Origin of the sequence: Micromonospora sp. C28SCA-DRY-2, from assembly GCF_030519475.1 — a bacterium.
In the GTDB taxonomy this organism is placed as follows: Bacteria; Actinomycetota; Actinomycetes; order Mycobacteriales; family Micromonosporaceae; genus Micromonospora.
In genome coordinates this window covers 337,837-350,021 of sequence record NZ_JAUMKD010000002.1, presented here as the reverse complement: position 1 = coordinate 350,021, position 12,185 = coordinate 337,837, and the positions used below count along the sequence as shown (strand labels likewise).

The following is a 12,185-nucleotide window of genomic DNA, read 5'->3' as shown; positions in this document are numbered from 1 at the left end:
AGGGGCTCTCCCGGTCCCTCGCCGCCCACCCGGACCAGCCCGCGGACCGCCCGCCACCCGCGCGGGGTGTCCCGGTGGCGTCCGCTAACGTGACACCGCCCGACCAGCCGACCAGTCCGACCGCCGGAGGATCCGTGCCCCTGCTCTACACCATCGGCAAGCTCACCGTGGCGCCCGCGCTCCGGTTGGCCTGGCGCCCCACCGTGGAGGGGCTGGAGCACATTCCGCCGACCGGCGGGGCGATCTTCGCCGCCAACCACCTCTCGGTCGCCGACGAGCTGCTGCTGGGCACGGTGGTGCCCCGGCACCTGGCGTTCTGGGCCAAGTCGGACTACTTCAAGGGCACCGGCCTGCGCGGCCGGTTCAGCAAGGCGGTGCTCATCGGCCTCGGCGCGATCCCGGTCGAGCGGGCCGGCGGGCGGGCGGCGCTGTCGGCGTTCGACGCGGCGATCCCCGCCCTCAAGGGCGGTGACCTCGTGGTGGTCTATCCGGAGGGGACCCGGTCGCCGGACGGTCGGCTCTACCGCGGGCGCACCGGGGTGGCCCGGCTGGCGGTCGCCGCGCAGGTGCCGGTGATCCCGGTCGGCACCATCGGCACCGAGAAGGTCCAGCCGATCGGCGCCCGGATGCCCCGGCTGCTGCCGGCGGACATCACCATCCGGTTCGGCAAGCCGCTGGACTTCACCGGCCGGCCGGACGACCGGACCTCGTTGCGGGCGATGACCGACGAGGTGATGAGCGAGATCCAGAAGCTCACCGGCCAGGAGTACGTGCCCCGGTACGCCCCGCCGCGGACGCACTCGGCCACCCCCGGCGACACCCCGGCCTGACCCCCGGCCGACCCGGTCGGTCGGGGGCCGCCCGTCGGCTCACTTCTGGTCGGCCGTCACGATCTGCCTGCGCATCCGGTCGAGCAGCCGGGCGCTGTCGTCGACGGAGAGCCGGGTGAACACCGCGGTGGCGATGCTGCCGTGGTCGGCCGAGGTGCAGACCACCACGTCCGTGCCGCCGTCCCGGCCGACCGCGCAGCGCCCGTGCCGGCCGCGCACCCCGGTCTCGACCACCTGCGCCTCGCCGAGCTGGTACTGCTCGGCGAGCCGGTTCAGTTCCTCCTCGGCGTCCGACTCCGGGGTGATCCGGAAGCCGGTGCCGCCGAACACGGTCACCCGCTTGCCGTCGCCGGTGGCGTAGACGCCGGCGAAGGTCTCCTCGGCCAGCCAGTGCGCCTTGCGTACCTCGGTCTCCAGTTGCCGGGCGGTCTGCTCCGACCGGCTGTCGTCGCGCAGCCGCAGATCGTCCACCTCGGCCGGCAGCGCCGCCTTCGCCGGGTACTGCGCCGTCATCGGCATGCCGTAGTAGGCCGGGCAGCCGCAGCAGCAGGCCAGGGTGAGCAGCAGCAGCCAGGGCCAGCGCCGGCGCTTGCGGACCGGGACCGGGACGTATCCCTTGGGGGCCTGCCAGCCGGGCGGCGGCGCCACCGGCGGCGGGGTCTTCCCGCGTCGTTGCCGGGGTGGCCGGACCGGCGCCGCCGGCGGCGGGGCGACCGGGGCCGGTGGACGGGCGACCGGGGCCGGTCGGGCGACCGGGGCCGCTGGCGGGGCCGGCGGACGGGCGACCGGTGGTGGCGGCGGCGGCGCGACCGGGTTGGCGGGTGGTGGGGCGGGCGGCCCGGAGTACGGCCGGGTCGGCGGCGGGGCCGGGTAGGGCAGCGTCGGCGGCAGCGCGGGCAGCTCGGCCGAGGGCAGCTCCCAGCCCCCGGTGTCCGCGCCCGCCCACGGGTCGACCGGCGGCCGGTGCTCGGGCGGCTCGGGCGGGGCCGGCGGCACGGGGGTCGGCTCCGCCGACTCACCCCAGGCCCGCCGGCGCGGCGGCGGGGGCGGGACCGGTGCCGAGCCGCTCCACCGGGGCGCGGGTGCGGCCGCCGGCTCACCGGCCGGCAGCCGCCGGGTGCCCTGCGGCCCACGGTCCGGACCGCCGTCCCCGGCGGCGGGGTCCGGGGTCGGCGCGGTGGCGTCGGCGGTCAGCCGGCGGGTGCCCTGCGGGCCGTCGCCGGCCACCGCGTCGACCGGTGTCGCGTCGGCGTCCCGCGGGCCCGGACCGGGCTGGTCGGCGGGCGGCTCGGGGGCGTCCGCGGGGGCCGGGTGCGGGGCGGCGTGGTCCGGCTGGTCGGCGGCGGCGCCCCGCGCGCCGATTTCGGGCGGGCTGGCCGGGGACGGGTGCGGGGCGGGCGGCTCGGGTTCGCCGGTGGTGGCGGCCCGTGGGTCCGCGCCGGGCTGGTCGTCGGCCGGCGGCGGCTCGCTCGCGGCCGTGGTGGGCGCGCCGGCCGGGCCGTCCTCCGGGGCTTGGCCGGGCCGGTCGGTGGGCAGCTCCCGGGTGCCCGCCGGGCCGGTGCGGGGCGCCTCGTCCGGCGGTACGGGGGAGAGGGTCGGCTCCTCGTTGACCGCCGGATCCCGGTCCGGGTGCTGCTCCGGGGGGCTCCCGTCGGCCGGCCGGTCTGCTCCCGGCTGCGGCTGCGGCATCGCGGCAATCTCCTCTCGCGCCGATCCGAGGTTAGTACCGCTGTGCCACCGTCGCCGATCCGCCCACCGCCAGCGCGGGTGACCCGGGCCGGCGGCGGCGGAGCACCCCGTCCGGTCACGTGCCCGTGGCGTGCACGCCACCACCGCCACCGGGCCGCGTACCCTTGGGCATCATGAGCGTCCCGTCCACCACCCCGCGCCCCGTCGCGGGCGAATCCGTCTGGCCCCGGCTGGAGCCGCTGCTGCCCCAGGTGACCAAGCCCATCCAGTACGTCGGTGGCGAGCTGGGTGCGGTGGTCAAGGACTGGGCCGCGGCGACCGTGCGCTGGGCGCTGATGTATCCCGACGCGTACGAGGTGGGCCTGCCCAACCAGGGCGTGCAGATCCTCTACGAGGTGCTCAACGAGCTGCCCGACGTGCTCGCCGAGCGCACCTACGCGGTCTGGCCGGACCTGGAGAAGCTGATGCGCGCGCACGGCGTGCCGCAGTTCACCGTCGACGCGCACCGCTCGGTGCGCGACTTCGACGTGTTCGGCGTCTCCTTCTCCACCGAGCTGGGCTACACCAACCTGCTGACCGCTATCGACCTGGCCGGCATCCCGCTGCTCGCCGCCGACCGCACCGACGCCGACCCGGTGATCGTGGCCGGCGGCCACGCCGCGTTCAACCCGGAGCCGATCGCCGACTTCGTCGACGCCGCCGTGCTCGGCGACGGCGAGGAGGCGGTGCTGGAGATCACCGCTATCGTCCGGGAGTGGAAGGCCGAGGGCTCCCCGGGCGGGCGCGACGAACTGCTGCTGCGCCTGGCCCGCACCGAGAGCGTCTACGTGCCGCGCTTCTACGACGTGGACTACCTGCCCGACGGCCGGATCCAGCGGGTCGTGCCGAACCGGGCGGATGTGCCGTTCCGGGTGCACAAGCGCACGACGATGGACCTGGACGCCTGGCCGTACCCGAAGAAGCCGCTGGTCCCGCTCGCCGAGACGGTGCACGAGCGGTACGCGGTGGAGATCTTCCGGGGGTGCACCCGGGGCTGCCGGTTCTGCCAGGCCGGCATGATCACCCGGCCGGTCCGGGAGCGGTCCATCACCACCGTGGGGCAGATGGTGCAGCAGGGGCTGGAGTTCTCCGGCTTCCACGAGGTGGGCCTGCTGTCGCTGTCGTCGGCCGACCACTCCGAGATCGGCGACATGTGCTCCGGCCTGGCCGAGCAGTACGCGGGCACCAACGTCTCGCTGTCGCTGCCCTCCACCCGGGTGGACGCGTTCAACATCGACCTGGCGCAGGAGCTGTCCCGCAACGGCCGGCGTACCGGCCTGACCTTCGCCCCGGAGGGCGGGTCGGAGCGGATCCGCAAGGTCATCAACAAGATGGTGTCGAAGGAAGACCTGATCCGCACGGTCGTCACCGCGTACACCAACGGCTGGCGGCAGGTGAAGCTCTACTTCATGTGCGGCCTGCCCACCGAGACCGACGAGGACGTCCTCGAGATCGCCGACATGGCGCACGAGGTGATCCGCGCCGGCCGGGCGGCCACCGGTTCCAAGGACATCCGCTGCACCGTCTCCATCGGCGGTTTCGTGCCGAAGCCGCACACCCCGTTCCAGTGGGCGGCGATGGAGCGGCCGGAGGTCATCGACGCCCGGCTCAAGCTGCTCAAGCAGGCGATCAACGCGGACCGCTCGCTGGGCCGGGCGATCGGCTTCCGCTACCACGACGGCGAGCCCTCGCTGATCGAGGGCCTGCTCAGCCGGGGTGACCGCCGGGTCGGCGCGGTGATCCGCAAGGTGTGGGAGAACGGCGGCCGGTTCGACGGGTGGAGCGAGCACTTCTCCTACCAGCGCTGGGTGGACGCGGCGGCCGAGGTGCTGCCCGCGTTCGGGGTGGACCTCGACTGGTATACCACCCGGGAGCGCGACGAGCTGGAGGTCCTGCCCTGGGACCACCTGGACTCGGGGCTGGACAAGGACTGGCTCTGGCAGGACTGGCAGGACTCGCTGAGCGAGTACGAGCAGGACGACTGCCGGTGGACGCCGTGCTTCGACTGCGGCGTCTGCCCCGCCATGGACACCGAGATCCAGATCGGCCCCACCGGCAAGAAGCTTCTCCCGCTGACCCCGATCAACGGCCTCAAACTCCCCACTCCCCAGTAGCCCGCCCGCCCCGCGCCCCGGGCCCACTCGGTTGATCATGAAGTTGTCGTCACCGCCACCGCGTGTCGCCGACGACAACTTCATGATCAACGAGCACTGACCGAACGAGGAGCACGACGATCAGTAAGAGACCACAGCCGGAGGGCGGGCAGGCGCCGGTCGTCCAGCGCGTCCGGATCCGGTACGCCAAGCGCGGACCGTTGCGGTTCACCTCGCACCGGGACTTCGCCCGCGCCTTCGAGCGGGCGCTGCGCCGGGCCGGGGTGCCCGTCGCCTTCTCCCAGGGCTTCACCCCGCACCCCAAGATCTCGTACGCCAGCGCGGCGCCGACCGGGGTGGCCAGCGAGGCCGAGTACCTGGAGATCGGCCTGCGGGAGCAGGTCGACCCGGCGGAGCTGCGCGCCGCCCTGGACGCCGCGCTCTCGCCCGGCCTCGACGTGCTGGACGCCGTGGTGGCCAGCGGGGGCAGCCTGGCCGACCGGATCGAGGCGTCCCACTGGCGGATCGAGCTGCCCGAGGTCGACCCGCGCGTGCTGTCGGCCGCCGTGTCCGCTTTCACCACCGCCGAGGAGGTGCTGGTGGAGCGGATGACCAAGCAGGGCCGGCGTACCTTCGACGCCCGGGCGGCAGTCATCGCTATCGATGTCGTCGCGCCGACGGAGACGCCTTCCGAGGTGGCGGGCGTACCGTGTGCGATACTCGAACTGGTCGTGCGGCAGGTCACCCCCTCCGTACGGCCCGATGACGTCCTTTCCGGCCTCCGCGTGGTGGCCGCCCTGGAGCCGCCGGTTCCGCCGAGAGTGACCCGGCTGGCTCAGGGCACGCTGACCGCGCAGGGTGCGATCGCGGATCCGTTGGACGCGGACCGCGACGGGGCAACCATCGGCGGGCACTGACCGACGGTCAGCGCCCAGGCAGGCAGACTTCGCCGGTCGCACGACTCGCGCGCCCGGCGGAAACACCTTTGCGGCAACCCTGCGTGGCAGCGCTCACCCGCGCCCGGGGTAGCCAGAACTGGAGAACGTCCATGCTCGAGAACGAGCCCGAGGGCGGCGAACGGACCGGTTCACAGCCGGCCGGCGAGACCGCCGACAGCAGCAACACCCTCGACGGCAGCGCCGTCGGAAGCGCCCCGCTGGCGGGACCGGAGGGCGAGGCCCCGGCCGCGCCGGCCCGGCGGCGGGCCACCCGGCGGCGGACCACCCCGCTGAACCAGCCGGAGCAGGTCGAGACGCCGGTCGAGGCGTCCACCGCGCCCACGCCGGGCAGCGGGGAGGCCCCGGAGGCCGAGGTCCTCGCCCCGATCTCCGGCGACCTCGACGCCACGCCGAAGACGCCGCGTCGCCGGCGCAAGGCCACCACCGCGAAGGCCGCCGAGGAGCAGCCGGCCGAGGTGACGGAGGCGGCCGCCGAGGCCCCGCCGGTCAAGGCGACCCGTACCCGGCGGCGGAAGGCCGCCCCCGCGGCGGCCGAGCCGGCCGCCGAGACGCCGGCCGAGGGCGCCGCCCCGGCCGCCGGGCCCGAGGGCGCCGCCCCGGACACCGAGCCGGCGGCCGGCACCGACTTCGGCGCGGCCGCACCGGCGACCGACAGCGGGGCGGAGCCCCGCTCCGGCGAGGTGCCGCCGGGCGTGGCGGTCAGCCCGCCCGCCGACGAGGAGACCGAGCCGGTCGCCGTCGAGCCCGAGGTCGTGGAGCCGGAGGTGGTCGAGCCGGAGCCCCGGACCCGCCGCCGGCGGGCCGCGCTCTCCGCGCCCACCGTCCTGTTCATGGCACCGCAGCCGGAGGAGATCCCGGTCGCCCGGGTCGTGCCGCCCGCTCCGGTCGAGGAGCCCGCCGAGGAGGCGGCCGAGCCGTCCCGCCGGCGCCGCCGTGGTCGCCGCGAGGCCGAACCGGTGGAGGCGGTGGAGGTCGAGGAGGAGCCGACCGAGGAGCCCGAGGAGGCCGAGGAGGGCGCCGAGGAGGACGAGGACGAGACCGCGGCCGCCCGCCGTCGTCGCCGCCGGGGTCGCCGGGGCCGGGGCCGCGGCAAGGGCGGCGTCGAGGACCTCGAGGACGAGGAGGCCGAGGAGGCCGTCCGGGCCGACGCCGAGGAGGCCGAGGCGGAGGAGGCCGAGGAGGACGAGGCCGAGGGCGGCGAGGGGCTGACCCGCCGCCGGCGTCGTCGTCGCCGCCGGGGCGCCGGGGACACCGAGGGCGCCGCCGAGGACGGCGTGCCGACCGTGGTCAAGATCCGCGAGCCCCGCCGGACCGTCGACGAGGTGCAGGGCGTCTCCGGTTCGACCCGGCTGGAGGCCAAGCGGCAGCGCCGCCGGGACGGCCGCGAACAGCGCCGGACCCGCCCGCCGATCCTCAGCGAGTCGGAGTTCCTGGCCCGCCGCGAGGCGGTCGACCGGGTGATGGCGGTGCGCCAGCGCGGTGACCGCACCCAGATCGCCGTCCTGGAGGACGGCGTGCTGGTCGAGCACTACGTCACCCGCAACTCCGCCGGCACCATGGCCGGCAACGTCTACCTGGGCAAGGTGCAGAACGTGCTGCCCAGCATGGAGGCGGCCTTCGTCGACGTCGGCCGCGGCCGTAACGCGGTGCTCTACGCCGGCGAGGTCAACTGGGACTCCACCGGTCTGGAGGGGCGGGCCCGCTCGATCGAGCAGGCGCTGAAGTCCGGCGACTCGGTGCTGGTGCAGGTCACCAAGGACCCGATCGGGCACAAGGGCGCCCGGCTGACCAGCCACATCGCGCTCTCCGGCCGGCACCTGGTCTACGTGCCGAACGGCAACGCCTCCGGGATCAGCCGGAAGCTGCCGGACAACGAGCGCAAGCGGCTGCGGGACGTGCTGAAGAAGCTGGTTCCGGACGGCGCGGGCGTGATCGTGCGGACCGCCGCCGAGGGCGCCAGCGAGGACGAGCTGGCCCGCGACGTGAAGCGGCTCCAGGCGCAGTGGGAGGACATCCAGGCCAAGGCGGCCTCCGGTGGCGCCCCGGTGCTGCTCTACGAGGAGCCGGACCTGGTCATCCGGGTGGTCCGGGACCTGTTCAACGAGGACTTCCGCGAGCTGGTCATCGAGGGCGACGAGGCGTACGACATGGTCGAGTCGTACCTGTCGCACGTCTCGCCCGACCTGGTGGCCCGGCTGCGCCGGCACGTCGGCACCACCGACGTCTTCGCCGAGTACCGGATCGACGAGCAGATCCTCAAGGGGCTCGACCGCAAGGTCTTCCTGCCCTCCGGCGGCCACCTGGTGATCGACCGGACCGAGGCGATGACCGTGGTCGACGTGAACACCGGCAAGTACACCGGCGCCGGCGGCAACCTGGAGGAGACGGTCACCCGGAACAACCTGGAGGCCGCCGAGGAGATCGTCCGCCAGCTCCGGCTGCGCGACATCGGCGGCATCGTGGTGATCGACTTCATCGACATGGTGCTGGAGTCGAACCGGGAGCTGGTGCTGCGCCGGCTGACCGAGTGCCTGGGTCGGGACCGCACCAAGCACCAGGTCACCGAGATCACCTCGCTGGGTCTGGTGCAGATGACCCGCAAGCGGATCGGCGCCGGCCTGCTGGAGGCGTTCAGCGAGACCTGCGACTGCTGCAAGGGTCGCGGTGTGATCATCCACACCGAGCCGGTGCCCGAGAAGCCGCGTGCCGGCGGGACGGCGGAGAAGGTCAAGGCGGTCGCCTCCGCGGTCGCCGCCCCCGAGTCGGCCGGCGGGACGTCCCGGCGGCGGGCCCGCAAGAGCGCGCCGGCCGAGCGGACCGTGGTCGAGGTGACCGACACCGACACCGCCGCCACCACCACGACGGACGCCGACTACCACGACACCATGGGCTACGACCTGTCCCGCTACGAGGCGGACACCGCGGCCGCGCCGGAGGTGTCCGACAGCCAGCAGGGCGAGTCGGCCCGGCTGGCCGCGCCGGACGACCCGGACGCGCTCGCCGAGGCCGAGGCCGAGGAGTCGGAGGGCGGCGCCGGGCGGCGCCGGTCCCGCCGGGGCGGCGCGCGGCGGCGTACCCGGCCGTGACCGGCTGACCAGCCTCGGGTTTGACAGGGCCCCTTCCCCGGCAAAGTCCGGTGGGAGGGGCTCTGCCGTCCGCGCCGGCCGGGACGGGACCGGTTCGCCCCGGGACTGGAGGAGAAGGATGCGCCGTCTGCTCGCCGTCACGGTGGCCGCCACCGCCCTGCTCGTTCCGGCGGGTTGCGCCGCCGACCGGCCGGAGCCGGCCGAGCCGGTCACCCCGGCCGCGTCGGCCGGCGCCCTGACCTCCGGCCCGGCGGCGAGCGGGGTGGCTGGCGGCGACGCCACCGGGGCGTGCGCCGCCGCGCGGCAGGCCGGCGCCACCGCGGTGAGCACGTACGTCGAGCAGGTGGGCAGGATGCTCGCCGCGACCGGGGCGAACGACGCCGCGACGGCGGAAACCGCCCGCCGGCGGGCCGAGGCCGCCCTCGTCGGCTGGCGGACCGCCCTGCGGCAGCAGGCGGAGCGGGCCGGGGATCCCCAGCTCAAGACCCTGCTGGCTGACCTGGCCGGTGAGCTGGAGGCGCTGGGCACCGACCTCGACGCGATAGACGAGAGCGAGCTCGACCGGCTCCAGCAGCGCCTTGACCAGCTCTGCGGCCGCTGACCGGCCGGCCCGGTTTGGGCGTCCGGCCTGCCATGGCGTACGCTTGCCTGCGGCGCACTTTGGTGTGCCGAGTTCCCGCGTGCCCACGCCGCCGTGCCACTGCTACCCGGCGAGCCGCCGCGGGGACTACCGCCAGCAGCCTCAACGACAGGGAGTCCGCCTCCGATGTACGCGATCGTCAAGACCGGCGGCAAGCAGTACAAGGTCGCCGAGGGCGACGTGATCGAGGTCGAGAAGCTCGCCGGTGCCCCCGGCGACGCGGTGAAGCTCGCCGCGGTGCTCCTCGTCGACGGTGACGACCTGGTGACCGACGCGGCGAAGCTTGCCAAGGTCGAGGTGTCCGGCGAGATCGCCGCGCACACCAAGGGCCCGAAGATCCGGATCCACAAGTTCAAGAACAAGACCGGCTACCACAAGCGCCAGGGTCACCGCCAGCCGCTGACCCAGGTCAAGGTGACCGGCATCTCCAGCGGGAAGTAGGTCGTCCTCCAATGGCTCACAAAAAGGGTGCGTCCAGCTCGCGTAACGGCCGTGACTCCGCGGCCCAGCGGCTCGGCGTGAAGCGCTTCGGTGGTCAGGTCGTCAGCGCCGGCGAGATCATCGTCCGGCAGCGTGGCACCAAGTTCCACCCCGGTGACCTGGTCGGCCGCGGCGGGGACGACACGCTCTTCGCGCTGGCCGCCGGTGCTGTGCAGTTCGGCACCAAGCGCGGTCGCAAGACCGTCAGCATCGTGCCGCAGCAGTAGTTGTTCGGTCGAAGCGGGCCGCGGACCTGGTGTCCCGGCCCGCTTCGCCGTTTCTCGTGCGGGGACGTGCCTCGCTGGAAGGATTGGCGTCGTGACGACGTTCGTTGACCGGGTCGTCCTGCACCTGCAGGCCGGCGACGGCGGGCACGGCTGTGTCTCGATCCACCGGGAGAAGTTCAAGCCCTTCGGCGGGCCCGACGGCGGCAACGGCGGGCACGGCGGCAGCGTCTCGCTGGTGGTCGACCCGCAGGTGCACACGCTGCTCGACTTCCACTTCCGTCCGCACGTCAAGGCGCCGAACGGCAAGGGTGGCGCCGGCTCGAACCGGGACGGCGCCAACGGCGGCGACCTGGTGCTCAAGGTGCCCAACGGCACGGTGGTGCAGACGCTCGACGGCACGGTGCTGGCCGACATGGTCGGCGCCGGCACCACCTTCGAGGTGGCCCGGGGCGGCCGGGGCGGCCGGGGCAACGCCGCGCTGGCCAACGCCCGGCGCAAGGCCCCCGGCTTCGCCGAACTGGGCGAGCCCGGCGAGCAGCTCGACGTGGTGCTGGAGCTGAAGAGCGTCGCCGACGTCGGCCTGGTCGGCTTCCCGTCGGCCGGCAAGTCGTCGCTGATCTCGGTGCTCTCGGCGGCCAAGCCCAAGATCGCCGACTACCCGTTCACCACCCTGGTGCCCAACCTCGGTGTGGTCCGGGTCGACAACCACACCTTCACCGTCGCGGACGTGCCCGGCCTGATCCCCGGTGCGGCCACCGGCAAGGGGCTCGGCCTGGAGTTCCTCCGGCACGTCGAGCGCTGCGCGGTGCTGGTGCACGTGATCGACACGGCGACCCTGGAACCGGGACGGGACCCGCTCGCCGACATCGACGCCATCGAGGCCGAGCTGACCGAGTACGGCGGGCTGGCCGACCGGCCCCGGCTGGTGGCGCTGAACAAGGTCGACGTGCCCGACGGCCGGGACCTCGCCGAGATCGTCCGCCCCGACCTGGAGGCGCGTGGCCTGCGGGTGTTCGAGGTCTCCGCGGCCACCCGGGAGGGGCTCAAGGAGCTCAGCTACGCGATGGCCGAGCTGGTGGAGGCGTCGCGCAAGGCGGCCCCGCCGGCCGAGCCGACCCGGATCGTGATCCGCCCGACCGCGGTGGACGACGCCGGGTTCACCATCGAGCCGGCGCCGGACGGCGCCTGGGTGGTGCGCGGCGTACGGCCGGAGCGCTGGGTGCGGCAGACGAACTTCGACAACGACGAGGCGGTCGGCTACCTGGCCGACCGGCTGGCCCGGCTGGGCGTCGAGGAGAAGCTCGCCAAGGCCGGCGCCGAGGCGGGCGACCTGGTCCGCATCGGCGACCGGGAGTTCGACTGGCAGCCCACCCTCTACGCCGGCGTCGACTTCATCCCCGGCAACCGGGGCACCGACGTCCGGCTGGAGGAGAAGTCGGCCCGCGCCTCGGCGGCGGAGCGGCTGGCGGCCCGCAAGGCCCGCCGGCAGCGGCCGGCCGACGAGGTCGAGGCCGGCGAGGTGGCGGCCGGCGAGTCGGCCGTGGAGGCCGACGCCGAATAGCTCGTTGCGCTCCGTGACCAGGTTGCGCGCTGGAAACCTGGGCGAAATCCGCGCGTCGTAGCGTGGCGTGATGCTGATCGAGTCACGTCCCGCCACCGATCCGGAGATCGCCGCCCTGGTCGCGGCCCAGCAGCGCGAGCTGCGCGAGGCCGACGGCGGGCTGGACGGGCAGGCCACCGTGACCCACGACGACATCCGTTACCTGGCGGTGGTGGTCGACGGGCGCGCGGTGGCCTGCGGCGGGATCCAGGCGCTGGACGCCGGCACCGGCGAACTCAAGCGGATGTACGTCCGGCCCGCGTACCGGGGGCGGGGGATCGCCCGGCAGTTGCTCGTCGCGCTCGAGGAACTGGCCTTCCGGCAGGGGCACGAGCGGCTCTGCCTGGAGACCGGCAGCTACCTGCCGGCGGCCATCGGCCTCTACACCTCCTGCGGCTACCAGCCGATCCCGGTCTACGGCGAGTACGTCGACAACCCGTACAGCGTCTGCTTCGCCAAGCGGCTGCCGGTGCCGGCCTGACGGCCGGTCGACCGCCCGGCGGGCTGGCGGCCGGTCGACTGGCCAAGCGGCTGCCGGCCGG

Annotated in this window: 10 protein-coding genes; 9 read left to right on the top strand and 1 reads right to left on the bottom strand. The window is 74.6% G+C overall.

Going from position 1 to position 12,185, the window contains the following annotated elements; all coding sequences use genetic code 11:
* Positions 1 to 134: 134 nt before the first annotated feature.
* Positions 135 to 830 (top strand): 1-acyl-sn-glycerol-3-phosphate acyltransferase, encoded by a 696-nt coding sequence (locus Q3W71_RS10075; RefSeq protein ID WP_302919047.1) that lies wholly within the window; start codon positions 135 to 137, stop codon positions 828 to 830.
* A gap of 39 nt (positions 831 to 869) precedes the next feature.
* On the opposite strand, the gene Q3W71_RS10070 is transcribed toward Q3W71_RS10075, so the two are convergent.
* Positions 870 to 1,940 (bottom strand): hypothetical protein, encoded by a 1,071-nt coding sequence (locus Q3W71_RS10070; protein ID WP_302919653.1) that lies wholly within the window; start codon positions 1,938 to 1,940, stop codon positions 870 to 872.
* Between the two features lie 752 nt (positions 1,941 to 2,692).
* On the opposite strand from Q3W71_RS10070, the gene Q3W71_RS10065 reads away from it, so the two are divergent.
* From Q3W71_RS10065 to Q3W71_RS10030, 8 genes are all read left to right on the top strand, one after another.
* Entirely contained in the window at positions 2,693 to 4,672 is a 1,980-nt protein-coding gene (locus Q3W71_RS10065; RefSeq protein ID WP_302919046.1) for a TIGR03960 family B12-binding radical SAM protein, read from the top strand.
* A 176-nt stretch (positions 4,673 to 4,848) separates the two neighbouring features.
* Entirely contained in the window at positions 4,849 to 5,568 is a 720-nt protein-coding gene (locus Q3W71_RS10060; protein ID WP_302919652.1) for a TIGR03936 family radical SAM-associated protein, read from the top strand.
* A 131-nt stretch (positions 5,569 to 5,699) separates the two neighbouring features.
* Positions 5,700 to 8,696 carry an Rne/Rng family ribonuclease gene (locus Q3W71_RS10055; protein ID WP_302919045.1) on the top strand — a complete coding sequence of 999 codons (2,997 nt, stop codon included), beginning with the start codon at positions 5,700 to 5,702 and terminating at the stop codon, positions 8,694 to 8,696.
* Between the two features lie 118 nt (positions 8,697 to 8,814).
* The gene (locus tag Q3W71_RS10050) at positions 8,815 to 9,297 is read left to right on the top strand and encodes a hypothetical protein (protein ID WP_302919044.1); all 483 of its coding nucleotides are present in this window, start codon (positions 8,815 to 8,817) and stop codon (positions 9,295 to 9,297) included.
* Positions 9,298 to 9,462: 165 nt separating this feature from the next.
* Positions 9,463 to 9,777, top strand: a complete 315-nt coding sequence (rplU, locus tag Q3W71_RS10045) for a 50S ribosomal protein L21 (RefSeq protein WP_088992380.1) — start codon at positions 9,463 to 9,465, stop codon at positions 9,775 to 9,777.
* A gap of 11 nt (positions 9,778 to 9,788) precedes the next feature.
* Positions 9,789 to 10,043 (top strand): 50S ribosomal protein L27, encoded by a 255-nt coding sequence (rpmA, locus tag Q3W71_RS10040; protein WP_302919043.1) that lies wholly within the window; start codon positions 9,789 to 9,791, stop codon positions 10,041 to 10,043.
* Between the two features lie 91 nt (positions 10,044 to 10,134).
* Complete coding sequence (obgE, locus tag Q3W71_RS10035) at positions 10,135 to 11,604, top strand: GTPase ObgE (RefSeq protein WP_302919042.1); 1,470 nt, start codon at positions 10,135 to 10,137, stop codon at positions 11,602 to 11,604.
* Between the two features lie 70 nt (positions 11,605 to 11,674).
* Positions 11,675 to 12,124 carry a GNAT family N-acetyltransferase gene (locus Q3W71_RS10030; RefSeq protein WP_302919041.1) on the top strand — a complete coding sequence of 150 codons (450 nt, stop codon included), beginning with the start codon at positions 11,675 to 11,677 and terminating at the stop codon, positions 12,122 to 12,124.
* Positions 12,125 to 12,185: the final 61 nt, after the last annotated feature.

Excerpts from the sequence above, each read along its gene's own strand:
- Q3W71_RS10050 (WP_302919044.1), top strand. The coding sequence starts at position 8,815 with ATGCGCCGTCTGCTCGCCGTCACGGTGGCCGCCACCGCCCTGCTCGTT.
- rpmA (WP_302919043.1), top strand. The coding sequence starts at position 9,789 with ATGGCTCACAAAAAGGGTGCGTCCAGCTCGCGTAACGGCCGTGACTCC.
- rplU (WP_088992380.1), top strand. The coding sequence starts at position 9,463 with ATGTACGCGATCGTCAAGACCGGCGGCAAGCAGTACAAGGTCGCCGAG.
- Q3W71_RS10030 (WP_302919041.1), top strand. The coding sequence starts at position 11,675 with ATGCTGATCGAGTCACGTCCCGCCACCGATCCGGAGATCGCCGCCCTG.
- Q3W71_RS10055 (WP_302919045.1), top strand. The coding sequence starts at position 5,700 with ATGCTCGAGAACGAGCCCGAGGGCGGCGAACGGACCGGTTCACAGCCG.
- Q3W71_RS10065 (WP_302919046.1), top strand. The coding sequence starts at position 2,693 with ATGAGCGTCCCGTCCACCACCCCGCGCCCCGTCGCGGGCGAATCCGTC.